The organism is Halomonas sp. BM-2019 (genome assembly GCF_017584085.1).
In genome coordinates, this window is record NZ_CP071922.1 from 486,260 (window position 1) to 510,797 (window position 24,538).

The window sequence follows — 24,538 nt, forward strand, 5'->3', positions numbered from 1 at the left end:
AAACGGGGTTGATCCGCGGACTCAGAAAGCAGGATCACCGGCAGTGCGGTGATCGAGGCCCAGGGCAGCACCCGGGTCACCGCCGCCCGGGTGGCCCCCATCGATAGCGACGGCTTCCGGGTCACCGGCACCGTACAGTCCCTGGCCTGCGACACCATCGCCAGCTCCGGCGGCTACAGCCCGGTGATCCACCTGGCCTCCCATACCGGCAGCCGGCCCACCTGGCGTGACGACATCCTCGGCTTCGTGCCGACCCTGGTGAAGGGCGTGAGCGCTGCCGGTGGCGCCCAGGGCGTCTATGCGCTGCCCGAGGTGCTGGCCGGTGGCGCCGCGGCGGGTCGCGAGGCCGCCGCCGCCAGTGGCTGCCCGGCCGCCGAGGTCGAGCTGCCCCAGGTGGCGGCGATCCGTGAGGGAGCCGCCTGCGCGCTCTACCAGGTGCCCCACGAGAAGCCGGCCCTGCGCGCGCCCAAGCAGTTCGTCGACCTGCAGAACGACGTCACCGCGGCGGGCATCGAGCTGGCCACCCGCGAGGGCTTCGAGTCCATCGAGCACGTCAAGCGCTACACCGCCATGGGCTTCGGCACCGACCAGGGCAAGCTCGGCAACATCAACGGCATGGCCATCGCCGCCCGCTGCCTGGGGCGCGCGATCCCCGAGGTGGGCACCACGGTGTTCCGCCCCAACTACACCCCGGTGACCTTCGGCGCCATCGTCGGCCGTCACTGCCGCGAGCTGTTCGACCCCGAGCGCTACTCCGCCATGCACCAGTGGCATGTGGAGCACGGCGCCGAGTTCGAGGACGTCGGCCAGTGGAAGCGCCCCTGGTACTTTCCACAAGTACGCCCCGACGCCGTCAACGGCGAACGCGAGAGCATGGCGGAAGCGGTGGCCCGCGAGTGCCTGGCGGTGCGCGAGAAGGTCGGCATCCTCGACGCCTCGACGCTCGGCAAGATCGACATCCAGGGACCGGATGCCCGCGAGTTCCTGGCGCGGGTCTACACCAACAAGTGGGAGAAGCTCGCCGTCGGCAAGTGCCGTTATGGCCTGATGTGCAAGGACGACGGCATGGTCACCGATGACGGCGTGACCAGCTGCCTGGCCGACAACCACTTCCTGATGACCACCACCACCGGCGGCGCCGCGGCGATTCTCGAGTGGCTGGAGCTGTGGCACCAGACCGAGTGGCCGGAACTCGACGTCTATTTCAGCTCGGTGACCGATCACTGGGCGACCATGACCGTCACCGGCCCGGAGGCACGCAGGCTGCTCGCCGAGATCACCGATATCGACCTCGACAAGGACGCCTTCAAGTTCATGGACTGGCGGGCCGGCAAGGTGGCCGGGGTGCCGGCGCGGGTCTTCCGCATCTCCTTCACCGGCGAATTGACCTACGAGATCAACGTCCAGGCCAACTACGCCCTGCACGTCTGGGAGACCCTCTTCAAGCATGGCGAGAAGTATGGCCTGACGCCCTACGGGACGGAGACCATGCATGTCCTGCGGGCCGAGAAGGGCTTCATCATCGTCGGCCAGGACACCGACGGTTCGGTGACCCCGGAAGACCTCGGCATGCAGTGGTGCGTGGGCTACGACAAGCCGTTCTCCTGGATCGGCAAGCGGGCCCTGACGCGGCCGGATACCGCGCGCAGCGAGCGCAAGCAGCTGGTGGGCCTCAAGCCCAAGGACCCCAAGGTGGTACTGGAGGAGGGCGCCCAGATCGTCTTCGATCCGAAGCACGCCATCCCCATGCCCATGGCGGGGCACGTGACCTCCAGCTACTACAGCCCGACCCTGGACTCGGGCTTCGCCCTGGCCGTGGTCAAGGGCGGTCAGCAGAAGATGGGCGAGACCGTCTATCTACCCATGGCCGACGGCCAGGTCCACGAGGCCGAAATCGTCAGCCCGATCTTCATCGATCCCAAGGGAGAGCGCCAGCATGTCTAACGCCGCCACCTTCGATACCCGTACCGAGGCCAGGATCCCGGTGGAATCGCCGCTGGCCTACTCCTACCGCCGCTCGGGGGCCCCGGCCCCCACCCGCGCGAGCCGGGTGGTGCTGCGCGAGCGGCCCTTCCTCGGCCACCTGGTGCTGCGCGGCGGGGCCATCGTGCTCGACGAGGCGGTGCGCGAGGTGCTCGGCGTCTCGCTGCCCGGCGAGCCCCAGGGGCTGGTCCAGGACGCCGAGGGCGTGCGCTCGATCCAGTGGCTCTCCCCGGACGAGTGGCTGGTCATCGTCCCCGGCGGCGAGGAGTTCGAGCTGGAGAACCGGCTGCGCCAGGCCCTGGGCGGCGCCCACTTCGCCATCAGCAACGTCAGCGGCGGCCAGACCCTGCTCGAACTCGAGGGCGAGGCCGCCCGGGAGCTGTTGATGAAGTCGGTGGTCTACGACGTTCATCCCAGCCACTTCCCGGTGGGCAGGGGCGTCACCACCGTCTTCGCCAAGGCCACGGTGATCCTGCGTCGGCCCGCGGAGTCCCGCTGGGAGCTGGTGGTCCGCCGCAGTTTCGCCGACTACACCTATCGCTGGCTGCTGGATGCCGGCGAGGAGTACGCCATCGGCGTCGAGCGCTGAGCCAGGCCGCTCTCCTGCTCGCCTGGCGTAGCGCGAGCAGGAGGGCGGCAGCGACCCGTATCGGGATTCTCAATGAAACTACAACGACCATGGAGAGGAAACATCATGACCAACAAGATCAAGCTGCTGCGTGACGCCCAGCCGGACGTGCTGCTGGATGCCAGCTCCTGGGAAAAGCTCTCCGGCGACCCCCATACCGTCAACCTCAATGCGTACGCCTCTGAGGACGGCACCAAGACGATGGGCACCTGGATCTGCACCCCGGGCCGGTGGGCCGTCAACTACACGAAGTGGGAATACTGCGATTTTCGCGAAGGCTACTGCGTTATCACCCCGGAGGGCGGCGAGCCCATCCACCTGAAGGCCGGCGACATCTTCATCGTCGAGCCGGGCTTCAAGGGCACCTGGGAAGTCGTGGAAACCGTTCGCAAGTATTTCGTGTTTGCCTGATCGAATGAGCGGCGATTTCCTCGCCCCGCCAGTCGCTCCGGCGCGATAACAAGAGGAGAGAGGATGATGGCGCCCAAAGACAGCAGTTGGATCCTGGTGGCCCAGTGCCCGAGCCGGCTCGGTACCGTGGATGTGGTCACGCGCTTTCTCAAGGAGAGCCACTGCTATATCACCGAGCAGCACTCCTTCGACGACCGTCAGAGCGGGCGCTTCTTCATCCGCACGGAGTTCCGGCCGGAGGCGGAAGGGTTCGATCAGGCGGCCTTCGAGGCCGGCTTCGCCGAGCGCGCCGCCGCCTTCGACATGACCTATGAGCTGACCGCCCCGGGCACGCGGATGCCGGTGGTGATCATGGTCTCCAAGGCCGATCACTGCCTGAACGACCTGCTCTATCGCTACCGCATCGGCCAGCTGCCCATCGACATTCGCGCCATCGTCTCCAACCACCCGGACCTGGCGGCCCTGGCGGAGTGGCACGACATCCCCTACCACCACTGCCCGATCACCGCCGACACCAAGCCCCAGCAGGAGGCGAAGGTGTGGTCGGTGGTCGAGGAGACCGGCGCCGAGCTGGTGATCCTCGCCCGCTACATGCAGGTGCTCTCCAGCGAGATGTGCGAGAAGCTCAGCGGCCGCGCGATCAATATCCACCACTCCCTGCTGCCGGGCTTCAAGGGCGCCAAGCCCTACCATCAGGCCTACGAGAAGGGCGTGAAGCTGGTCGGCGCCACCGCCCACTACATCAACGACGACCTGGACGAGGGGCCGATCATCACCCAGGGCGTCGAGCCGGTGAGCCACGCCGACTACCCGGAGGACCTCGTCGCCAAGGGGCGCGATATCGAGTGCCTCACCCTGGCCCGGGCCGTCGCCCTGCACGTGGAGCGCCGCGTCTTCCTGCACGCCAACCGCACCGTGGTCTTCGACCGGTAACCCTGACAACAACTATCGTTTTATCGAGAGTATCCGCCATGCCAATCAGCGTCTTCGATCTGTTCAAGGTCGGCGTCGGGCCGTCCAGCTCGCACACCGTGGGCCCCATGAAGGCGGCCCATGACTTCGTCGATGAACTCAGGGAGCGCGAGCTCCTCGAAGGCGTCTGTCGCCTCGAGGTCCAGCTCTTCGGTTCGCTCTCCGCTACCGGCATCGGTCACGCCACCGACCGGGCGGTGATCATGGGGCTGATGGGCGAGCGCCCCGACCGCATCGACCCCGCCCTCATCGGCCCCAGCATCGAGGCGCTGCGCGAAACCGCCACGCTGCGACTCGATAACCGCCACCCCGTGCCCTTCCTGTGGGAGCGGGACATGCAGCTGCATGCCGACAGTCTGCCCCACCACCCCAACGCCATGCGCCTGATCGCCCACGGCCACGGCGGCGAGCTCTACCGCAACACCTACTACTCGGTGGGTGGCGGCTTCGTCATCGACGAGGCCCAGGCCGCCCGGGGCGAGCTCGATGCCGATACCACCGAGCTGCCCTACAACTTCCAGACCGCGGCCGACATGATGCGCCTGTGCCGGGAGAACGGCCTGCGCATCAGCGAGCTGATGCTGGAGAACGAGAAGGTGTGGCGCAGCGAGCCCGAGATCCGTGCTGGCCTGTGGCAGATCTGGCTGGCCATGAAGGACTGCGTGGCCAAGGGCCTGGAGGCCGAAGGCGTGCTGCCCGGTGGCCTCAACGTGCGCCGGCGCGCGCGCTCCCTGCACCAGCGGCTGCTGGCGGCCGAAGACAATCACTCGCTGATCGCCTCGACCCTGTCGGCCATGGACTGGGTCAACCTCTATGCGCTTGCGGTCAACGAGGAGAACGCCGCCGGCGGGCGCATGGTCACCGCCCCCACCAACGGCGCGGCGGGCATCATCCCGGCGGTGCTGCACTACTACATGCAGTTCCAGCCGGGCGCCAGCGAGCGCGACGTGGTGGACTTCCTGCTCGCCGCCGGCGCCGTGGGCATCCTGTGCAAGAAGAACGCCTCGATCTCCGGCGCCGAGGTGGGCTGCCAGGGGGAGGTGGGCTCGGCCTGCGCCATGGCCGCCGCCGGCCTCACCGAGGTGATGGGCGGCAGCATCGATCAGGTGGAGAACGCCGCCGAGATCGGCCTGGAGCACAACCTGGGGCTGACCTGCGACCCGGTGGGAGGGCTGGTGCAGGTGCCCTGCATCGAGCGCAACGCCATCGCCTCGGTGAAGGCGATCAACGCCGCCCAGATGGCGCTGCGCGGCGACGGCGAGCACTTCATCTCCCTGGACAAGGTGATCCGCACCATGCGCGACACCGGGGCCGACATGCAGGCCAAGTACAAGGAGACCTCGATGGGGGGGCTGGCGGTCAACGCCATCGAGTGTTGAGTGCACGGGGGGTGTGCCGGGAGGGGCAGCCGGGTAGACTGGCTGTATAGACATTAGGTCCCTTCGACAGGATGCCCCATGGCCAGCGCCCCCCCCCTCTATCAGCAGATCCAGCAGCACCTGCTGGACAAGATCCACAGCGGCGACTGGCCGGCGCACCACCAGATTCCCCCGGAGGAGCAGCTGGCCCGGGATTTCGCGGTCAGCCGCATGACCGCCAACAAGGCGATCCGCGACCTGGTACAGCAGGGCTACCTAACCCGCCAGCCGGGGGTGGGCACCTTCGTCACCGACCGCAAGGCGGAGTCGTCGCTGGTGGAGGTGTACAACATCGCGGAAGAGGTGCGCTCGAGGGGGCATCGCTACCGCAGTGAGGTGCTGACCCGCGAGGTCATCGAGGCCGATGAAGAGGTGGCCCTGCGGCTGGGCGTCCGGCTCGGCAGCCGCGTCTTCCATACCCTGATCATTCATCTCGAGAACGAGGTGCCGATCCAGCTCGAGAACCGCTACGTCAACCCGCGCTGGGTGCCCGACTACCTCGACGCCGACTTTTCCCGCCACACGCCCAACGAGGTGCTGGTGGCCGCCTGCCCCATCACCGATGTGGAGCACATCGTCGAGGCGGTGCTGGTGGATGACCAGACGGCCGAGTGGCTCTCCATCGCTACCGCCGACCCCTGCCTGAGCATGATCCGCCGCACCTGGTCGGGCGAGCAGCTGATCAGCTACGCCCGGCTGATCCATCCCGGCGACCGCTACAAGCTGCGCTCTTCGATGCGCCGCGAGGCGAGCTGACCCTCCACAGAGCCGAGACGATCGATAGCGGTCGGGAAGCCCCGGCCGCTATCGCGCCTGATTGATCAATGGCTCAACCGACCAGCGTCTGCACCAGGAGGCCGGTGGGTACCGCCAGCAGCAAACTCAGCGCCACGCGGATGAACCATACCAGCATCATGCGTCCCACCGACAGCGGGATGCTGGTGGAGAGAATGCAGGGGATGGAAGCCGAAAAGAACAGCACGGCGGATACCGACACCACGCCGGCGGCGAAGCGTGCCGCGAACTCGGCCTCGGCCATCAGCAGCGCCGGCAGGAACATCTCGGCAAGCCCCGCGGCGGAGGCCTGGGCCAGGGCGGCCGCATCCGGGATGCCCCAGATTGCCACGAAGGGATAGAAGAGCCAGCCCAGCCATTCGAACAGCGGGGTGTACTTGGCGGCGAGCAGGCCCAGCAGACCCACCGACATGATCGAGGGCAGGATGCTGATGGCCATCACCAGCCCCTCCTTGAAGTTGAGCGCCACGCTGCGATGCAGCCCCGGCGCCCGGGCGGCTACCTCCAGGCCGGTCTGCCAGGCGGTGGCCAGGCGCCGGCCGGGCTCGGCCTCCGGCTCCCCGTTGTCCGCCCTGGCATCCATGCGGGAGAGGGGCGGCAGGCGCACGGTGACGGCGGTGACGATGAAGGTGATGAGTAACGTCAGCCAGAAGTAGAGATTCCAGACCGTCATCAGATCGAGGGTGCGCGCCACGATGATCATGAAGGTGGCCGAAACCGTGGAGAAGCCGGTGGCGATGATGGCCGCCTCACGGGCCGAGTACTGCCCCGCCTGATAGACCCGATTGGTGATCAGGAGGCCGATGGAGTAGCTGCCCACGAAGGAAGCGACGGCGTCGATGGCCGAGCGGCCCGGTGTGCGCCAGATGGGGCGCATCACCGGCTGTACCAGCACGCCGATCAGTTCCAGTAGCCCATAGCTGATCAGCAGGGCCAGGAAGATGGCGCCGATGGGTACGATCAACCCTACCGGGATCACCAGCCGCTCGAAGAGGAAGGGCAGCATGTCCGGCTCATGCAGGAAGGCCGGCCCCCAGCCGGTCAGTGCCATTACGGCCGCGGCCACACCGGTAATCTTCAGCACGGTAAAGATGCGCTCGGTGAGAGAGCGCCGCCAGTAGCCCCTGATCAGCGGATAGGTGGCGCCGGCGATGATCAGCGCCAAGGCATAAAAACCGCTGTAGTCGCCCATCACGGCGCGGGCGCCGGTGACCATATGGTCGAGCAGGATGGTCCGTCTGCCGCCGAGTTCGATCGGCACGAAGAAGATCAGGATGCCCAGAGTGCTGGGAACGAACAGCTTGAGAATCGTGGCGATGCGGGCTTGCTGTGGCGAACTTGCGGTTGGGGTCTTCATGGGGGGCGCCTCGACGTTGTGGCGGCGGTAGGGAGCTAGGCGTCCTGCCTTAATGTATATACATAAGCTACCCTCAGGCTGACTGATCCGCCAGTCTGCCATCTTAGACATTGGTCTATGTTGCGGGCGGACTTGCACATGATTCTCATCAAAGAATAAATTTTAATTCATTGATAATAGTATGTTTTTACGGGCACGGTCGATTTGTTTCCCATGGCTGGTCGGGTAAAAAAGGATCATCGGGAGGGTGACGCAGAGCGATTTCGGCGCTAGCCTATCTGTATATACATTAAGCGCCCCGCCCGAGGAGGTCCCATGTCCCGCACCGTCACGCGTCGCCTGTGGCGCGATATTAATGTCTTCGATGGCCTGCGTACCCTGCCGGAGCCCATGGCCGTGATCACCGAAGGAAGCCGTGTCGCCTCCCTGGTCGCGATGCGTGACTTCGACGAGGCAAGTGCCCAGGGCTGCCGGGACATGGGGCGAGGCGGGGTGATGACGCCCGGACTGGTGGACTGCCACACCCACCTGGTCTTCGGCGGCTCCCGCGCCGACGAGTTCGAGCAGCGCCTGGAGGGCGTCAGCTACGAGGAGATCGCCCGACGCGGCGGGGGCATCCTCAGCACCGTGACCGCCACCCGCGAGGCCAGCGAGGACGAACTGCTCGAGTTGGCCCGGCCCCGCGTCGAGGCGCTGATCGCCGACGGTGTCACCACCGTGGAGATCAAGTCCGGCTACGGCCTGACGGTCGAAGACGAGCTGAAGATGCTGCGCGTGGCGCGCCGCCTCGGTGAGGCGCTGCCGGTGCGCGTCGTCACCACCCTGCTGGGCGCCCATGCGCTGCCGCCGGAGTTTCAGGACGACAGCGACGGCTACATCGAGCTGGTGTGCGAGCAGATGATACCGGCCGCCGCCGCCGAGGGGCTCGCGGATGCGGTGGACGTCTTCTGCGAGAAGATCGCCTTCTCCGTCGCCCAGTGCGAGCGGGTCTTCGAGGCCGCCCACGCCCATGGCCTGCCGATCAAGGCCCACGCCGAGCAGCTCTCCAACCTGGGCGGCACCGCCATGGCGGCCCGACACGGGGCGCTCTCCGCCGACCATATCGAGTATCTCGACGCCGCTGGTATCGCCGCCATGCGTGAGGCCGGCAGCGTCGCCGTGATCCTGCCCGGCGCCTTCCATACCCTGCGCGAGACCCAGCAGCCGCCCATCGCCGCGCTGCGCGAGGCGGGCGTGCCCATGGCGGTGGCCACCGATGCCAACCCGGGTAGCTCGCCGCTGTTCATGCCCACCCTGATGCTCAACCTGGCCTGCACCCTGTTCCGCCTGACGCCCCAGGAGGCGCTGGCGGGCATGACCGCCCACGGCGCCACGGCGCTCGGGCTCAAGGGGGAGGGGCGGATCCAGGAGGGGGCCACCGCCGACCTCTGCGTCTGGGACATCGACACTCCGGCCGCGCTGGCCTATGCCGTCCAGCCGGGTCGGTTGCGCCAGCGGCTCTTCGACGGGGAGCTGACCCATGGCTGAGCGCATCGACCTGTCGCCCTGGCAAGGGCGGACCGACCCGGAACCCGACAGCCAGCGCTGGCACCAGGTGATCCAGCCGCTGACCGAGGGTGTTACCCCTGGCTGCGCGCTGCTGGGTTTCGCCTGCGATGCCGGCGTGGCGCGCAACCAGGGTCGCGTCGGCGCCGCCGAGGGACCCGCGGCCCTGCGCCGGGCCCTGGCGCCGCTGGCCTGGCATCGCCGGGCCCCGGCCTATGATGCCGGCGACGTGCGCTGCGAGGGAGATGCCATGGAGGCCGCCCAGCAGGCGCTGGCCGAGCGGCTCGTCCCGCTGCTGGGTGAGGGGCACCTGCCCATCGTGCTGGGGGGCGGCCATGAAGTGGCCTTCGGCAGCTGGTCGGGGCTGGCCCGTCATCTGGCGGCCAGCGGCGAATCGGCTCCGCGCCTCGGCATCATCAACTTCGATGCCCACTTCGATCTGCGCGACCCTACCCATGTGCGTTCCTCGGGGACGCCCTTCGCCCAGATCGCCGACGAGTGCCGGGCCCGCGGCTGGCCCTTCCGCTACGCCTGCCTGGGGGTGAGCCGTGCCGCCAACACTCGGGCGCTGTTCCAGCGCGCCGCCGAGCTCGGCGTGCTGGTGCGCGAGGATCGCGAGATCACCGCGGCGCGCCTGGATGACATGGTGCGCGAGCTGCAGCGTTTCATGGCCCGCTGCGACCACCTCTACCTGACCATCGACCTGGACGTGCTGCCTGCCGCCGAGGCCCCAGGGGTCAGCGCCCCGGCCGCCCGCGGCGTGTCGCTCGCCCTGATCGAGCCGCTGATCGAGTGCATTCGCGACAGCGGCAAGCTGCGCCTGGCCGACCTGGCGGAGCTCAACCCCGGCCGTGATAGCGACGGCCGCACCGCCCGCGCGGCGGCGCGGATGATTCATCACCTGACGCTCCACGGCTGATACGCAAAGCCCCAGGCGTCACGACACCCCACACCGAACGACCCAACCAAGAGGCGACTCCCATGACCCAGCGCGATCCCCGTCACGACCCCTCCCGCCAGATCGGCGCCCCCACCGGCACCGAGCGCAGCTGCAAGAGCTGGCTCACCGAGGCGCCGCTGCGCATGCTGATGAACAACCTTCACCCGGACGTGGCCGAGCGCCCCGAGGACCTGGTGGTCTATGGCGGCATCGGTCGCGCCGCCCGCGACTGGCAGTGCTACGACACCATCGTCGAGACCCTCCGGCGCCTGGAAGACACCCAGACCCTGCTGGTGCAGTCCGGCAAGCCGGTGGGCGTCTTCGAGACCCACAAGGACGCCCCGCGGGTGCTGATCGCCAATTCCAACCTGGTGCCGGCCTGGGCCAACTGGGAGCACTTCAACGAGCTGGATCGCAAGGGCCTGATGATGTACGGCCAGATGACCGCCGGCTCGTGGATCTACATCGGCTCCCAGGGCATCGTCCAGGGCACCTACGAGACCTTCGTCGAGGCCGGGCGCCAGCACTACGACGGCCACCTCAAGGGCCGCTGGATCCTCACCGCCGGCCTCGGCGGCATGGGCGGCGCCCAGCCCCTGGCGGCCACCCTGGCCGGGGCCTGCTCGCTGAACATCGAGTGTCAGCAGTCGAGCCTCGACTTCCGCCTGCGCACCCGCTACCTGGACGAGCAGGCCGACGACCTCGACGATGCCCTGGCGCGCATCGAACGCTACACCGCCGAGGGCAAGGCAATCTCCATCGGCCTGTGCGCCAACGCCGCCGACGTGCTGCCGGAGCTGGTCAAGCGTGGCGTCAAGCCCGACATGGTCACCGACCAGACCAGCGCCCACGACCCCCTGCACGGCTACCTCCCCCAGGGTTGGACCTGGGAGGAGTACGTGGCCCGCGGCAAGACCCAGCCGGAAGCCACCGTCAAGGCCGCCAAGCAGTCCATGGCGGTGCATGTCCAGGCCATGCTCGACTTCCAGGCGATGGGCGTGCCCACCTTCGACTACGGCAACAACATCCGCCAGATGGCCCTGGAAGAGGGGGTCGCCAACGCCTTCGACTTCCCCGGCTTCGTGCCGGCCTATATCCGCCCGCTGTTCTGCCAGGGCATCGGTCCCTTCCGCTGGGCGGCGCTCTCCGGCGATCCGGAGGACATCTACAAGACCGACCAGAAGGTCAAGGAGCTGATCCCCGACGACGAGCACCTGCACCGCTGGCTGGACATGGCCCGCGAGCGGATCAGCTTCCAGGGACTGCCGGCACGCATCTGCTGGGTGGGTCTCAAGGACCGCGCCCGCCTCGGCCAGGCCTTCAACGAGATGGTCGCCAGCGGCGAGCTCAAGGCGCCCGTCGTGATCGGCCGCGACCACCTGGACTCCGGCTCGGTGGCCAGCCCCAACCGCGAGACCGAGGCGATGATGGACGGCAGCGACGCCGTCTCTGACTGGCCGCTGCTCAACGCCCTGCTCAACACCGCCGGCGGCGCCACCTGGGTCTCGTTGCACCACGGCGGCGGCGTGGGCATGGGCTTCTCCCAGCACGCCGGGGTGGTGATCGTCGCCGATGGCAGCGATGACGCCCACGCCCGCCTCGGCCGGGTGCTGCGCAACGACCCGGGCACCGGGGTGATGCGTCATGCCGACGCCGGCTACGAGATCGCCAAGCAGTGCGCCCGCGACAACGGCCTCGACCTGCCGATGCTGGACAGGTAAGCGCCCTTCATCGCGACATGACAATGCATCCCGCCCTGGCGAGGAGCGCCGGGGGCAGACCGAAGAGGAGGTCCGATTCCAGGGAAGGAATCGGTAGCGCCCAGGGAGGGGTTCACAGCGCCTCCTCGCAGGTCTGCCCCCGGAACAGCTCCGATCCAGCGAGGTGCTGAAACAAGCCCAAGAGGCAAACAGGAATCCCCGTCATGACCCATCTCGAGATCCAACCCGGCAAGATGACCCTGGCCCAGGCGCGCCGGGTCTTTGAAGCCCCCCTCCCGGTCAGCCTGCCGGCCAGCGCCGACGCCGCCATCCAGCGCAGCGTCGACTGCGTCAACCGCGTCGTCGATGAGAACCGCACCGTCTACGGCATCAACACCGGCTTCGGCCTGCTGGCCCAGACCCGCATCGCCAACGACGAGCTGGAGGACCTGCAGCGCTCCCTGGTGCTCTCCCACTCCACCGGGGTCGGCGAGCCCATGGATGACGCTCTGGTGCGCCTGATCATGGTGCTCAAGGTCAACAGCCTGGCCCGCGGCTTCTCCGGCATCCGCCGCGAGGTACTCGATGCCCTGATCCGTCTGATCAACGCCGAGGTCTACCCCCATATCCCCCTCAAGGGCTCGGTGGGCGCCTCCGGCGACCTGGCCCCGCTCGCCCATATGAGCGTGGTGCTGCTCGGCGAGGGCAAGGCCCGCCACCAGGGCGAATGGCTGCCCGCCCGGGAGGCCCTGGCAATCGCCGGGCTCGAACCCCTGAACCTGGCCCCCAAGGAGGGCCTGGCACTGCTCAATGGCACCCAGGTCTCCACCGCCTATGCCCTGCGCGGCCTCTTCGAGGCGGAGGACCTCTACGCCGCCGCCACCGTCTGCGGCGCCCTCACCGTGGAGGCCACCCTCGGCTCCCGCTCGCCCTTCGACGCGCGGATTCACGAGGTACGCGGCCAGCGCGGCCAGATCGATGCCGCCGCCGCCTATCGCCACCTGCTAGGGGAGCAGAGCGCCATCGGCGACTCCCACGCCCAGTGCGACCGGGTGCAGGACCCCTACTCGCTGCGCTGCCAGCCCCAGGTGATGGGTGCCGCCCTCACCCAGCTGCGCCAGGCCGCCGAGGTGCTGGTCGTCGAGCTCAACGCCGTCTCCGACAACCCCCTGGTGTTCGCCGAGGACGACGACATCATCTCCGGCGGCAACTTCCACGCCGAGCCGGTGGCCATGGCGGCGGACAACCTCGCGCTGGCCATCGCCGAGATCGGCTCGCTCACCGAGCGGCGCATCTCGCTGATGATGGACAAGCACATGTCGCAATTGCCGCCCTTCCTGGTGGAGAAAGGCGGGGTCAACTCCGGTTTCATGATCGCGCAAGTGACAGCCGCCGCCTTGGCCAGTGAGAACAAGGCCCTGGCGCACCCGCACAGCGTCGACAGCCTGCCCACCTCGGCCAACCAGGAGGACCACGTCTCCATGGCCCCGGCCGCCGGCAAGCGCCTCTGGGAGATGGCCGCCAACGTGCGTGGCATCGTCGCCATCGAATGGCTGGCCGCCTGCCAGGGGCTGGACCTGCGCACCGACGCCGACGGCCAGCGCCTCACCACCACCGAGTCCCTCGAAGGGGCCCGCGCCACCCTGCGCGAGCGGGTCGGCCACTACGAGCGGGACCGCTTCTTCGCCCCGGATATCGAGGCCGCCACCGCGCTGCTCGCCGCCCGCACGCTGAGCCCGCTGGTGCGCCCCGGTACCCTGCCGAGCCAGCACTGACGCGCTTGAGATCCCCCCGCGGCGCCGGGCCGCGGGGAGTCGATCGCCCTCAATTCCAACGACAAGAGACGGCTTCCATGAATGCTATCGTCCTGGCCATCCTGGTGATGGTCGGCCTGAGCCTTGCCCGGGTTTCCGTGGTCTTCGCGCTGATCGTCGCCACCCTGGTGGGGGGGCTATACGCCGGCATGCCCATCGGGGAGATCCTCGACGCCTTCAACGACGGCCTCGGCAACGGCGCCACCATCGCCCTCTCCTATGCGGTGCTCGGCGCTCTCCCGTTCCGGGGTCACCGAACTGCTGGCCAACCGGGCCATCCGCCGCTTCCATGTCGACGAGTCGGGCGACAGCCGCCGTATGGTCACCTACACCCTGCTGGCGGCGCTGCTGGCCGCGGCGGTGAGCTCCCAGAACCTGATTCCGGTGCATATCGCCTTCATCCCGGTGCTGGTGCCGCCCCTGCTCAAGCTGATGAATCATCTGCGTCTCGACCGACGCCTGGCGGCCTGCGTGATCACCTTCGGCATCACCGCCCCCTATATGCTGCTGCCGGTGGGCTTCGGCGCGATCTTTCTCAACGACATCCTGCTCACCAACCTCAACGAGAGCGGCGCCGCCCTCGGCCTCGAGGTGACGCGCCAGATGGTACCCATGGCCATGGTGATCCCCATCGGCGGCATGGCGCTGGGGCTGGCGGTGGCGGTGCTGTGGAGTTACCGCAAGGGCCGCGACTACGAGGATCGCGACCTGGCCCACGGCGACGAGACCCCGGCCCAGGCCGCCCGTCACCTGGCCGGCTGGCAGAAGGCGGTGCTGGGGGTCGCCCTGGTGGGCACGGTGGCGGTGCAGCTGCTGACCGGCTCCATGGTGCTGGGCGGCATCTTCGGCTTCGCCCTGCTGTCGCTCAGCGGCGTCTTCCACTGGCACGAGCAGGACGGCATCTTCACCGAGGGCATGCGCATGATGGCCCTGGTGGGCTTTATCATGATCTCGGCGGCGGGCTTCGCCAGCGTGATGCAGGCCAGCGGCGAGGTGCAGGGCCTGGTGGCAAGCTCCGCCGAGCTGATCGGTGACAACAAGGGGCTCGCGGCGCTGATCATGCTGCTGGTGGGGCTCTTCATCACCATGGGCATCGGCTCCTCCTTCTCGACGATTCCCATCATCGCCTCGCTCTATGTGCCCCTGGCGCTTGGCTTCGGCTTCTCGCCCCTGGCCACGGTGGCGCTCGTCGGTACCGCCGCCGCCCTGGGCGACGCCGGCTCGCCCGCCTCGGACTCGACGCTCGGCCCCACCGCCGGCCTCAACGCCGACGGCCAGCACGACCATATCTGGGACAGCGTGGTACCCACCTTCCTGCACTACAACATCCCGCTGGTGGCCTTCGGCTGGGCGGCAGCGATGATCCTGTAAGACAAGCGAACACCACCGCACTGGAATCATCACCGGGGTGAAGATCCACCCCGGGCATCACTTCAACCTCACGAGTTATCCCTCATGACTACACTGCAAGCTCTTCTTCGTCCTTTGCTGAGCCTGGGGCTGATCCCCCAGATCGCCATCGGTATCATTCTCGGCATTTTGCTCGCCATCGTCTCGCCTGCTTCGGCCCAGTCCGTTGCACTACTGGGGCAACTGTTCGTCTCTGCCCTGATGGCGGTGGCACCCATCCTGGTCTTTATCCTTGTGGCGGCGGCCATCGCCGGCCATCGCCAGGGGCAGCCCACCCATATCAAGGGGGTGCTGATGCTCTACGTCATCGGCACCCTGGCCGCGGCATTGGTGGCCGTGGTGGCCAGTTTCGCCTTTCCCATCACGCTCACGCTCAACGTGCCGGAGGCCGGTGGTAATCCGCCTGGTGGCATTGCAGAGATCCTCAGCAACCTGCTGCTCAACGCTGTCGCCAACCCGGTGGCAGCGCTGATGGAGGCCAACTTTATCGCCATTCTGGCCTGGGCCATCGGCCTCGGCTTGATGCTCCGCCATGGCAGCGAGACCACCCGCGGTGCGCTCAATGACCTCTCCAATGCCATCTCTGGGATCGTGCGTATCGTGATTCGCTTCGCACCGCTCGGCATCTTCGGCCTGGTGGCCAACACTCTGGCAGAATCGGGGATGGGGGCACTTCTCGAGTATGGTCACCTGCTGGCCGTGATCGTCGGCTGCATGCTCTTCGTGGCCCTGGTCACCAATCCGCTGATCGTCTACTGGCAGACCCGTCAGAATCCCTATCCGCTGGTATTCACTTGCCTGCGTGGTAGTGCCATTACCGCCTTCTTCACCCGTAGCTCGGCGGCCAACATCCCGGTCAACATGGAGTTGTGCAAGCGACTCAAGCTGGATCCGGACACCTACGCCATCTCGATCCCGCTGGGGGCCACCATCAACATGGCCGGCGCCGCCATCACTATCTCCGTGGCCACCCTGGCAGCCGCCAATACCCTGGGCATCTCCGTCGATTTCGGCACTGCGCTGCTGCTCTGCGTGGTCTCGGCGCTGGCAGCGTGCGGCGTTTCCGGTGTGGCGGGTGGCTCACTGTTGCTGATTCCCATGGCGGCCAGTCTGTTCGGCATCTCCATCGATGTCGCCATGCAGGTCGTTGCCATCGGCTTTGTGATCAGCGTGGTGCAGGACTCCACCGAAACGGCGCTGAACTCCTCCACCGATGCGCTCTTTACCGCAGCGGCCTGCCGGGCGGCCGAAGCCGAACAGGTGAAGGAGCCGGCCTGACGGAAGGAGATAACCCATGGCTATCAGCGTCTTTGACCTCTTCAAGATCGGCGTCGGGCCATCGAGCTCCCATACCGTTGGCCCCGTGCGGGCGAAGTACAAGGAAACCTCGACGGGAGGGCTGGCGGTCAGCGCCATCGAGTGTTGAGATCAGCTGCCAGCTGCTTGAGATAGCACTCCAGGACCAGGTTGGGCGGCGCCCCCTTGCGGGTGATGGCGCTATAGTGGGTGTGATAGTGCCAGCGCTCGGGGTTCAAGGCGCGCATGCGCCCGTCGCGCACCCAGCGTGCGGCGTAGTGGGTGGGCAGGTAGCCGAGATAGCGACCGGAAAGAATCAGGAAGGCGATGCCTTCCCGGTCGCTGGCCGAGGCGGCCGCCCTGAGCGGTTCGTGAACGCCCTTGATCTCCGGCGTCTGGGCGTAGGCGGGCACGACGGCGTCGTGACGGGAGAGCGCCGCCTCGTCGACCGTCTCCTCGGCGAAAAGCGGGTGCTCGTCCGAGCAGTAGAGCCGCGACGCCTCTTCGTAGAGCGACAGATAGTTGAGCCCCGGCAGGGTCTTGAGGTCCGGAATCACCCCGGTGTGCAGCCGACCGTCGAGCACCGCCAGCTCGATATCGCTGGGCGGGATCATGCGGATATTGATGTGCACGTCGGGCCCCCGCTCCTTGAGCGCGCTGAGGGCGTGGGTGATGTGCATGTCGGGCATGGTGACCAGGTTGTCTGTAATGCCGATGTTGAGTTCGCCCTTGAGGCGGGCGTGAAGGCCATTGACCCGCGTGCGGAACCCCTCCACGGAGGCCAGCAGCTGCAGTGTCGCCTCGAAGACCTCGGCGCCTTCGTCGGTCAGCGAGAAGCCGCTGCGGCCGCGCTGGCAGAGGCGCAGGCCCAGGCGCGTCTCCAGGTCGTTCATGGCCATGCTGATGGCGGCCCGGCTGATGCCCAGTTCCACTTCGGCGGCGGAGAAGCCGCCGCACTCCACCACCTTGCGATAGATCCGCAGCAGGCGCAGGTCGGCGTCGCCCGGCTGCCCCATGGGGGTGCTCCTGCGCTGTGCCATCGCTGGTACTCCTGATGTAGGCCGGGTTCGCCCCGACGTGTCGCCTCTATCAGTTAAGCATTCGCTTGCATGACATTAAACAACTCTTGATTTAACTGATGCAAAGCGGGAGCTAGCCTGAGTCATAAGCGCCTGTCGATGCCTACAGCGACCTTCATCACCTCACCCGTAGCAGGGGGCCAACGCCATGACCGCTCAGGGATTTCCCCACGCCTCCGGCCTGAGCGCCGAGCAGCTGGACGCCTACTGGATGCCCTTTACCGGCAACCGCCAGTTCAAGCGAGACCCCAGGATCATCGTCGAGGCACAGGGCAGCTACCTGGTGGATGCCCAGGGGCGCCGGGTCTTCGATGGCCTCTCGGGCCTGTGGACCTGCGGCGCCGGCCACTCGCGCCCCGAAATCGCCGACGCGGTGAGCCGCCAGCTGCGCGAGCTGGACTATGCGCCGGCCTTCCAGTTCGGCCACCCCAAGGCCTTCGAGCTCGCCCACCGCCTGCGTCAATTGACGCCCGAGGGGCTGGACCACGCCTTCTTCACCGGCTCCGGCTCCGAGAGCGCCGACACCTCCCTGAAGATCGCCCGCGCCTACTGGCGCAAGAAGGGTAAGCCCACCAAGACCAAGCTGATCGGGCGCGCCAAGGGCTATCACGGGGTCAACTTCGGCGGCATCAGCCTGGGCGGCATCGGCGCCAACCGCGCGCTGTTCGGCCAGGGCGTCGACGCTGACCACCTGCCCCACACCCTGATGGCCGAGAACGCCTTCACCCGCGGCCTGCCCGAGCGCGGCGCCGAGAAGGCCGAGGAGCTGCTCGAGCTGATCGCCCTGCACGACGCCTCCAACATCGCCGCGGTGATCGTCGAGCCGCTGGCCGGCTCCGCCGGGGTGATCCCGCCTCCGGTCGGCTACCTGAAGCGCCTGCGCGAGATCTGCGATGCGCACGATATCCTGCTGATCTTCGACGAGGTGATCACCGCCTTCGGGCGCATGGGTGCCATGACCGGCGCCGAGGCCTTCGGCGTGGTCCCCGACATGATGAACGTCGCCAAGCAGCTGACCAACGGCGCGGTGCCCATGGGCGCGGTGATGGTCAAGGGCGAGATCTACCAGACCTTCATGGAGCAGGGTGGCCCCGACTACCTGCTCGAGCTGCCCCACGGCTACACCTACTCCGGCCATCCGGCGGCCTGTGCCGCGGCCCTGGCCACCCTGGATATTCTGGAGCAGGAGAAGCTCATCGAGCGCGTCCAGCAGATGAGCCCGCTCTTCGAGGAGGCGCTGCACGGCCTCAAGGGCACCCGCCATGTCAGCGACATCCGCAACTACGGGCTCGCCGGCGCCCTGCAGATCGAGCCCTATCCCGGCGAGCCGGCCCGCCGCCCCTTCGAGATCGCCATGAAGTGCTGGGAGAAGGGCGTCTATGTGCGCTACGGCGGCGACACCATCCAGCTCGGCCTGCCCTTCATCGTCGAGCGCGAGGAGATCGACCGGATCGTCAACATCCTGGGGGAGGCCATCGGCGAACTGGAGTAAGCCCCCGGGTCGAGAGACCCGCTCGCTGCACTTCGCCGAGCTGGCCCGGGAGGAGTACGACTTCTACCTGCTCGGCTGGGGCGTGCCGACCATGGACTCCGAGTACGTCTTCAACTATCTCTACCATACCAAGGAGGATGACCGCGGCAGCTGGAACTTCACCGGCTACAGCGACGAGCGGGTCGACGAGCTGACCGTGGCCATGGGCCAGGAGATCGACGAGGCGGCGCGCAACGAGATGATCGCGGAAGCCTGGCAGATCGTGCACGACGAGATCGTCTATATCCCGATCCACCACCAGATGCTGACCTGGTCGATGCGCGAGGATATCGACTTCCAGGTACAGAGTGAGAATACGCCGCACTTCAAGTACCTGAAGTTTAACCGCTAATCGGAACAGAGCCCGCTTCCCGGCTGCCACCCGCGGCCGGGGGGCGGTGACGTGGAGATCCCATGCTAGCCTTTCTGATCCAGCGCGTGCTGCAGGCCATCTTCGTGATGTTCGTGGTCGCGCTTATCGCCTTCTCGCTGTTCCACTACGTCGGCGACCCGGTGCTCAACATGCTCGGCCAGGAGGCCACCGAGGCCGACCGCGCCGCGCTGCGGGCCCAGCTGGGCCTCGACCAGCCGGTGGTGGTGCAGTTCTGGCACTTCATCGTCAATGCCGCCCAGTTCGAGTTCGGCATCTCCTACCGCTCGGCCCGGCCGGTCACCGACATGATCCTCGAGCGCCTGCCGGCGACCCTGGAGTTGGCCATCATCTCGGCGATCTTCGCCGTGGTCATGGGCATCGCCCTGGGCATCTACACGGCCCTGCGTCGCCGCAGCTGGCTGGCCCACTTCATCATGACCACCTCGCTGATCGGGGTATCGCTGCCCACCTTCCTGATCGGGGTGCTGCTGATCTATGTGTTTGCCGTGGAGCTGGGCTGGCTGCCGGCCTTCGGTCGCGGCCAGACGGTGCGCCATGCGCTGAAGAACACCATGATTCCGGTGATCACCATCATCGGCCTGCAGCTCGGCACCATCATCGCCTTCGCCATCATCACCGAGACGGTCTTCCAGTGGCCGGGGGTGGGGGCGCTGTTCATCACCGCGGTGCGCTTCGTCGACATCCCGGTGATGGCCGCCTACCTGATGATGATCGGGCTGGTGTTCGTGGTCATCAACCCGGTGCTGGGCACGGCGCTGGGCCTCTCCGCGGGCTTCCGCGGCGGCTGGCGCGACGCCCTGATCATGCGCATCGCCGACGTTCAGCTCACCTTCCCGTCGATCCTGATGGCGCTGCTGATCTTCGGGGTGATCCGCGGCTTCCTGCCGCGCTCGATGCACGCCGAGGTGGCGATCATCGTGCTGATCATCGCCATCGGCCTCTCCGACTGGGTGCAGTACGCTCGCGCCGTGCGCGGGGCGACCATGGTGGAGAAGAGCAAGGAGTACGTGCAGGCGGCGCGTGTCATCGGCCTGCCGGCCCGCAAGATCCTGGTCCAGCACATCCTGCCCAACGTGATGCGCCCGGTGCTGGTGATCGGCACCATCGGCCTGGCGCTGGCGATCATCGCCGAGGCCACGCTCTCCTTCCTGGGGGTCGGCATGCCGGCCACCCAGCCGAGCCTGGGGACCCTGATCCGGGTCGGCCAGGACTACATGTTCTCGGGAGAGTGGTGGATCCTGCTCTTCCCCGGAATGGCGCTGCTGATGCTGGCGCTCTCCGTCAACCTGCTGGGAGACTGGTTGCGTGATGTCCTCAACCCCAAGCTCCGATAATCCACGCCCCGCGCCCCAGGCCACGGGCGAACCGGGTGAGACGCCGGTCCTTAGCGTGCAGCATCTGCGGGTGGAGTTTCCCACCCGCCACGGCACCCTGGTGGCGCTGGACGACGTCTCCTTCGATATCGCGCCGGGTGAGGTCCTCGGCGTGGTGGGCGAGTCCGGCGCCGGCAAGTCGATGACCGGCAATGCGGTGATCCGTCTGCTGGAGCCGCCCGGTCGTATCGCCGGCGGCGAGGTGCGCCTCGGCGGCAAGCGGATCGATAACCTGCCGGAAGAGCGGTTCGTGCCGCTGCGCGGCCGCCATATCGGCATGATCTTCCAGGACCCGCTGACCAGCCTCAACCCGCTCTTCTCCATCGGCGACCAGCTCTTCGCCACGCCGCACCACCCCTATTCGCAGATGCTGCTGGCGGCGGTGCCGTCGCTGGAGGGGGCGGGCAAGGAGCGCAGCGTGATCCAGGGCGAGGTGCCCAACCCGGTGCATCCCCCCTCGGGCTGCGCCTTCCACCCGCGCTGTCCCCACGCCAACGAGCGCTGCCGGCGCGAGGTGCCGCAGCTGATTGCCAGAAGCGACGGCAGCGAGGTGGCCTGTCACGGGGTGGAAGAGCAACGCCTTCCGGCATGATGGCGCTGCTCGAGGCGCTCTCGCCGCTCGCCGGCGGTGTCAATGCCGCCCTGGTGCTGGTCTCGGTGCTGACCTCCGCCGTCACCGCGGCCGTAGGCGTGGGCGGCGGCCTGCTGATGATCATGGTCATGGCCCAGGTGATGCCGGCGGCGGCGCTGATTCCGGTGCACGGCATGGTGCAGCTCGGCTCCAACGCCGGGCGCGCCCTGCTCACCTGGCGCCATGTGGACCGGGCGCTGCTGGCGGCCTTCCTGCCCGGCGTGGCGCTGGGTGCCCTGGCCGCGGCCTGGCTGCTGGTGCGGCTGCCGAGCGGGGTGCTGGAGCTGTGCATCGCCGCCTTCGTCTTCTACTCCTGCTGGGGGCCGGGGCTGCCGAAGCGTGCCCTGGGGCGCACCGGCACCCTGCTGGCCGGCGCCCTGACCACGCTGCTCTCCAGCCTGGTGGGGGTCAGCGGGCCCCTGGTGGCGGCCTTCATCAAGCAGGGCGCCGAGGGGCGGCTGGGCAAGGTGGCCACCTTCTCCGCCTGCATGAGCGCCCAGCACCTCACCAAGGCCTTCGTCTTCGGGGTGGCCGGCTTCGTGTTCCGCGACTGGCTGGCGCTGATGCTGGCCATGGTGGCCTCGGGCTTCCTCGGCACCTGGCTGGGCCTGCGCCTGCTGCATCGGGTCTCCGAACGCCGCTTCGACACCCTGTTCAAGTGGGCGCTCACCCTGCTCGCGCTGCGCCTGACCTGGCTGGGCGTGGCGCGCCTGCTGGGCCAGGGCGGGTAGCGGCGAGCGAGCGCTGGCGCCACCTTCCCGGTCCCGGCAGGGGTAACGAAATGTGAAAGCTCACGCCCTTCCCGTTTTTCCCCGGTTAACGCCCTGTACAGACGAGGATTCCTGTTCATAATGCTCTATGAGACAGTGCCGTCCCGACGGCACGCAGGGGAACGCAGAGGGAACGCAGATGGTGACCGCAACCATAACCAGACTACGGCGCCATGGCATCGGCTCGCTCGCGCTGCTGGCGTGCCTGGCCATCGTCATGGCCAACACGGCCCAGGCCAACCCGCGCTATGCCGCCATCGTGGTGGACGTGGAGAGCGGCGAGGTGCTGCACGCCGCCAATGCCGACGAGACGCGCTATCCGGCTTCATTGACCAAGATGATGACCCTCTACCTGCTCTTCGAGCAGCTGGAGACGGGCGCCATGCACCTGCGCCAGCCGCTGCCGGTGTCGGCCCAGGCCGAGGCGATGCCGGCCTCCAAGCTGTGGCTCAAGCGCGGTTCCACCATCACCGTGGAGGAGGCGATCCTGGCGCTGGTGGTGCGCTCGGCCAACGACGTGGCCGTGGTGGTGGCCGAGGCGCTGGCCGGCAGCGAGCGCCAGTTCGGCCATATGATGACCGCCAAGGCCCGCGAGCTGGACATGCGCAACACCGTCTTCCGCAACGCCTCGGGCCTGCCCGACAGCGGCCAGACGACCACCGCCCGGGACATGGCCACCCTGTCGATCCGCCTAATGCAGGACTTCCCTCAGTACTACCACTACTTCGCCACCCAGAGCTTCACCTACCGCGGTACCACCCACAACAGCCACAACCGCCTGGTGCGCAACTACGCTGGGGCCGACGGCATGAAGACCGGCTTTATCCGCGCCTCGGGCTTCAACGTGGCGACCTCGGCGGTGCGCGACGGCCGTCGCCTGGTGTCGGTGGTGATGGGCGGCTTCACCGCCGCCTCCCGGGACACCCATATGGCGGACCTGCTCGATCGCGGCTTCGTGCGCGCCTCCCTGTTCGGACGCGGCGACTGGGTCGCCCAGGCCGACTTCTCCGGCGAGCGCATGGGCCCCGCAGGGTCACCGGCCCCGGCGGCGGCGCCCGTGACCCCGGCCCCGGCCCGGGAGCCGGAGATCCGGCTCGCCAGCCTCCAGGCGCCGGAGCCCTCGCTGCCGCGCACCGCCCAGGGCTCCGCCAACGACCCGATTCGCGACCTGATCACCCGCAGCGAGCCGCCCGCCGCGCCGCGCACCGAGACCCTGCACCGCCTCGAGCCGGTGGGCGCCAGCGGCGGCTGGGGGGTGCAGGTGGGGGCCTTCTCCAGCTCCGACAACGCCCGCGTTCACGCCAGCCGCGCCGCCGACCGGCTCAGCCAGGAGCTCAATGCCCAGGTGGATATCCACGAGGTCGCCGGTGCCCAGCAGATCTTCCGCGCGCGCCTGGTCAACCTGGACGAGAACCAGGCCTATCGCGCCTGCCGTACCCTGGTCCAGGAGGGGATGGACTGCATGGTGATCAACGCCGGCCTGTAGTGCTCACACCGTTTCTTCCACTACCCGGGCCCGGTCGGCACTTGCCGCACCGGGCTCGGGCGTTTCCGGCTCCAGCGACAGCCGGCGGTCGCAGATCCGCTCGACCAGCGCCGGGTCGTGGCTGACCAGCATCACGCCACAGCGGCGCTCCCGGGCCAAAGCCACCAGCAGCGTCAGGGTCTCGCGCTGGGTGATGGGATCGAGGCGCGAGGTGGGCTCGTCGGCGAACAGGAAGCGCGGCGCGAGCAGCAGCACCCGCAGGATGGCGAAGCGCTGCAGTTCACCGCCGGAGATCTCGCCGGGGCGGCGCCCGAGCAGCGCCTCGTCGAGCCCCAGGCGCGCCATCAGCGGGGCGATGGCGGTGCGATCCAGGCGGTGGCGGCACACCAGGTCGTCGAGCAGGCGCGCCAGCCGCCAGTGGGGCGAGAAGGCCGCCGGTGGATCCTGGTAGAGCTTCTGGCAGGCCAGCGGCGAGTCCACCTCGCGCCGGATCTCCCCGGCATCCGCGGCGCCGAGCCCCAGCAGCAGATCGCCCAGGGTGCTCTTGCCGCAGCCGGAGGGACCCACCACGCCGACGATCTCGCCGGGCTGGACGGAGATATCCAGCCCGGCGAACAGCTGGCGTCCGCCGCGGGCCTTGGCCAGCCCGCGGGCGGTGATCACCGGTGCCGTGCGGGCTGCCGTCAGCGGCGGCGGGGCCGGCCAGCGGGTCGGCTCGGCGGCCAGCAGGCGCCGGCCGTAGTCGCTCTGGGGCGCCGCGAGCAGTTGCGCGGCGGGACCGCGCTCCACCACCTCGCCCCGGCGCAGGAGGATCACCTCGCCGCCCAGGCGCCGGGCCACCTCGATATCGTGGGTGATGGTCAGCAGGGCCCCGCCGGCCTCGGGCGTCCTGGCCAGCAGCGCCACCACGGCATCGCGGCGCGCCGCGTCGAGCCCCTTGGTGGGCTCGTCGGCGATCACGATGGGCGCGCCGCTGGCGCTGGCCGCGGCGAAGGCGACGCGCTG

19 protein-coding genes and 4 pseudogenes (1 of these 23 only partly in view) are annotated in these 24,538 nt (G+C 68.1%); 20 read left to right on the top strand and 3 right to left on the bottom strand.

The window, feature by feature from the left end:
• The 6 genes and pseudogenes from J5F18_RS02470 to hutC all read left to right on the top strand — a co-directional run.
• Positions 1-1,944: pseudogene (locus tag J5F18_RS02470) on the top strand (2Fe-2S iron-sulfur cluster-binding protein); it begins 862 nt to the left of the window's first position.
• Complete coding sequence (gene soxG, locus J5F18_RS02475) at positions 1,937-2,572, top strand: sarcosine oxidase subunit gamma family protein (protein WP_346300772.1); 636 nt, start codon at positions 1,937-1,939, stop codon at positions 2,570-2,572. The pseudogene J5F18_RS02470 and the gene soxG overlap by 8 nt, the downstream one beginning before the upstream one ends.
• 105 nt (positions 2,573-2,677) lie before the next feature.
• Positions 2,678-3,022 (top strand): cupin domain-containing protein, encoded by a 345-nt coding sequence (locus J5F18_RS02480; protein WP_346300773.1) that lies wholly within the window; start codon positions 2,678-2,680, stop codon positions 3,020-3,022.
• Positions 3,023-3,088: 66 nt separating this feature from the next.
• Positions 3,089-3,955, top strand: coding sequence for a formyltetrahydrofolate deformylase (gene purU / locus J5F18_RS02485; protein ID WP_346302160.1), 867 nt, complete (start codon positions 3,089-3,091; stop codon positions 3,953-3,955).
• 38 nt (positions 3,956-3,993) lie between these two features.
• On the top strand, positions 3,994-5,373 hold the full coding sequence (locus J5F18_RS02490) for an L-serine ammonia-lyase (RefSeq protein WP_346300774.1): 1,380 nt from the start codon (positions 3,994-3,996) through the stop codon (positions 5,371-5,373).
• Positions 5,374-5,451: 78 nt separating this feature from the next.
• A complete protein-coding gene (gene hutC, locus J5F18_RS02495) occupies positions 5,452-6,168 on the top strand; it encodes a histidine utilization repressor (RefSeq protein WP_346300775.1) in 717 nt (238 codons plus the stop codon).
• A gap of 73 nt (positions 6,169-6,241) precedes the next feature.
• On the opposite strand, the gene J5F18_RS02500 is transcribed toward hutC, so the two are convergent.
• Entirely contained in the window at positions 6,242-7,564 is a 1,323-nt protein-coding gene (locus J5F18_RS02500) for a YjiH family protein (RefSeq protein WP_346300776.1), read from the bottom strand.
• A 315-nt stretch (positions 7,565-7,879) separates the two neighbouring features.
• Here J5F18_RS02500 and hutI point away from each other — a divergent pair, with 315 nt between their 5' ends.
• The 7 genes and pseudogenes from hutI (at position 7,880) to J5F18_RS02535 (ending at position 16,399) form a co-directional block, all read left to right on the top strand.
• Positions 7,880-9,091: an imidazolonepropionase gene (gene hutI / locus J5F18_RS02505; protein ID WP_346300777.1), complete on the top strand. Its 1,212-nt coding sequence runs from the start codon at positions 7,880-7,882 to the stop codon at positions 9,089-9,091.
• Positions 9,084-10,028 carry a formimidoylglutamase gene (hutG, locus tag J5F18_RS02510; RefSeq protein ID WP_346300778.1) on the top strand — a complete coding sequence of 315 codons (945 nt, stop codon included), beginning with the start codon at positions 9,084-9,086 and terminating at the stop codon, positions 10,026-10,028. Before hutI ends, hutG begins: the two co-directional genes overlap by 8 nt.
• A gap of 62 nt (positions 10,029-10,090) precedes the next feature.
• On the top strand, positions 10,091-11,770 hold the full coding sequence (gene hutU / locus J5F18_RS02515) for a urocanate hydratase (RefSeq protein ID WP_346300779.1): 1,680 nt from the start codon (positions 10,091-10,093) through the stop codon (positions 11,768-11,770).
• Positions 11,771-11,973: 203 nt separating this feature from the next.
• Positions 11,974-13,524, top strand: a complete 1,551-nt coding sequence (gene hutH / locus J5F18_RS02520; RefSeq protein WP_346300780.1) for a histidine ammonia-lyase — start codon at positions 11,974-11,976, stop codon at positions 13,522-13,524.
• Positions 13,525-13,601: 77 nt separating this feature from the next.
• Positions 13,602-14,934, top strand: a pseudogene (locus tag J5F18_RS02525) (Na+/H+ antiporter NhaC family protein).
• An 84-nt stretch (positions 14,935-15,018) separates the two neighbouring features.
• Positions 15,019-16,251, top strand: a complete 1,233-nt coding sequence (sstT, locus tag J5F18_RS02530; RefSeq protein WP_346300781.1) for a serine/threonine transporter SstT — start codon at positions 15,019-15,021, stop codon at positions 16,249-16,251.
• A 16-nt stretch (positions 16,252-16,267) separates the two neighbouring features.
• Positions 16,268-16,399: a serine dehydratase beta chain gene (locus J5F18_RS02535; protein ID WP_346300782.1), complete on the top strand. Its 132-nt coding sequence runs from the start codon at positions 16,268-16,270 to the stop codon at positions 16,397-16,399.
• On the opposite strand, the gene J5F18_RS02540 is transcribed toward J5F18_RS02535, so the two are convergent.
• Entirely contained in the window at positions 16,380-17,309 is a 930-nt protein-coding gene (locus J5F18_RS02540; protein ID WP_346300783.1) for a LysR family transcriptional regulator, read from the bottom strand. The two genes, J5F18_RS02535 and J5F18_RS02540, sit on opposite strands and share 20 nt — an antisense overlap.
• Positions 17,310-17,496: 187 nt before the next feature.
• Between J5F18_RS02540 and J5F18_RS02545 the strand changes: the two genes are divergently transcribed.
• From J5F18_RS02545 to J5F18_RS02575, 7 genes and pseudogenes are all read left to right on the top strand, one after another.
• Positions 17,497-18,840 (top strand): aspartate aminotransferase family protein, encoded by a 1,344-nt coding sequence (locus tag J5F18_RS02545; protein ID WP_346300784.1) that lies wholly within the window; start codon positions 17,497-17,499, stop codon positions 18,838-18,840.
• Positions 18,841-18,931: 91 nt separating this feature from the next.
• Entirely contained in the window at positions 18,932-19,231 is a 300-nt protein-coding gene (locus tag J5F18_RS02550) for a hypothetical protein (protein WP_346300785.1), read from the top strand.
• A 62-nt stretch (positions 19,232-19,293) separates the two neighbouring features.
• A pseudogene (locus tag J5F18_RS02555) lies at positions 19,294-20,010 on the top strand (ABC transporter permease); the annotation flags it as partial.
• A gap of 69 nt (positions 20,011-20,079) precedes the next feature.
• Positions 20,080-20,607: pseudogene (locus tag J5F18_RS02560) on the top strand (ABC transporter permease); the annotation flags it as partial.
• Positions 20,582-21,238, top strand: a complete 657-nt coding sequence (locus J5F18_RS02565) for an oligopeptide/dipeptide ABC transporter ATP-binding protein (RefSeq protein WP_346300786.1) — start codon at positions 20,582-20,584, stop codon at positions 21,236-21,238. The pseudogene J5F18_RS02560 and the gene J5F18_RS02565, both read left to right, overlap by 26 nt.
• Positions 21,235-22,008, top strand: a complete 774-nt coding sequence (locus J5F18_RS02570; protein ID WP_346300787.1) for a sulfite exporter TauE/SafE family protein — start codon at positions 21,235-21,237, stop codon at positions 22,006-22,008. The genes J5F18_RS02565 and J5F18_RS02570 overlap by 4 nt, the downstream gene beginning before the upstream one ends.
• Positions 22,009-22,186: 178 nt before the next feature.
• Complete coding sequence (locus tag J5F18_RS02575) at positions 22,187-23,533, top strand: D-alanyl-D-alanine carboxypeptidase (protein ID WP_346300788.1); 1,347 nt, start codon at positions 22,187-22,189, stop codon at positions 23,531-23,533.
• Between the two features lie 3 nt (positions 23,534-23,536).
• On the opposite strand, the gene J5F18_RS02580 is transcribed toward J5F18_RS02575, so the two are convergent.
• Positions 23,537-24,538 (bottom strand): ATP-binding cassette domain-containing protein (locus J5F18_RS02580; RefSeq protein WP_346300789.1); only part of this gene is annotated, 1,002 nt, incomplete at its 5' end.

Bases quoted from the DNA above. Each gene is read 5' to 3' on its own strand.
- J5F18_RS02575 (WP_346300788.1), top strand. From the start codon at position 22,187: ATGGTGACCGCAACCATAACCAGACTACGGCGCCATGGCATCGGCTCG.
- J5F18_RS02545 (WP_346300784.1), top strand. From the start codon at position 17,497: ATGACCGCTCAGGGATTTCCCCACGCCTCCGGCCTGAGCGCCGAGCAG.
- J5F18_RS02490 (WP_346300774.1), top strand. From the start codon at position 3,994: ATGCCAATCAGCGTCTTCGATCTGTTCAAGGTCGGCGTCGGGCCGTCC.
- J5F18_RS02550 (WP_346300785.1), top strand. From the start codon at position 18,932: ATGGACTCCGAGTACGTCTTCAACTATCTCTACCATACCAAGGAGGAT.
- J5F18_RS02500 (WP_346300776.1), bottom strand. From the start codon at position 7,564: ATGAAGACCCCAACCGCAAGTTCGCCACAGCAAGCCCGCATCGCCACG.
- sstT (WP_346300781.1), top strand. From the start codon at position 15,019: ATGACTACACTGCAAGCTCTTCTTCGTCCTTTGCTGAGCCTGGGGCTG.
- J5F18_RS02570 (WP_346300787.1), top strand. From the start codon at position 21,235: ATGATGGCGCTGCTCGAGGCGCTCTCGCCGCTCGCCGGCGGTGTCAAT.
- purU (WP_346302160.1), top strand. From the start codon at position 3,089: ATGGCGCCCAAAGACAGCAGTTGGATCCTGGTGGCCCAGTGCCCGAGC.
- hutG (WP_346300778.1), top strand. From the start codon at position 9,084: ATGGCTGAGCGCATCGACCTGTCGCCCTGGCAAGGGCGGACCGACCCG.
- J5F18_RS02535 (WP_346300782.1), top strand. From the start codon at position 16,268: ATGGCTATCAGCGTCTTTGACCTCTTCAAGATCGGCGTCGGGCCATCG.
- J5F18_RS02565 (WP_346300786.1), top strand. From the start codon at position 20,582: ATGTCCTCAACCCCAAGCTCCGATAATCCACGCCCCGCGCCCCAGGCC.
- hutU (WP_346300779.1), top strand. From the start codon at position 10,091: ATGACCCAGCGCGATCCCCGTCACGACCCCTCCCGCCAGATCGGCGCC.
- hutI (WP_346300777.1), top strand. From the start codon at position 7,880: ATGTCCCGCACCGTCACGCGTCGCCTGTGGCGCGATATTAATGTCTTC.
- J5F18_RS02480 (WP_346300773.1), top strand. From the start codon at position 2,678: ATGACCAACAAGATCAAGCTGCTGCGTGACGCCCAGCCGGACGTGCTG.
- soxG (WP_346300772.1), top strand. From the start codon at position 1,937: ATGTCTAACGCCGCCACCTTCGATACCCGTACCGAGGCCAGGATCCCG.
- hutH (WP_346300780.1), top strand. From the start codon at position 11,974: ATGACCCATCTCGAGATCCAACCCGGCAAGATGACCCTGGCCCAGGCG.
- J5F18_RS02540 (WP_346300783.1), bottom strand. From the start codon at position 17,309: ATGGCACAGCGCAGGAGCACCCCCATGGGGCAGCCGGGCGACGCCGAC.
- hutC (WP_346300775.1), top strand. From the start codon at position 5,452: ATGGCCAGCGCCCCCCCCCTCTATCAGCAGATCCAGCAGCACCTGCTG.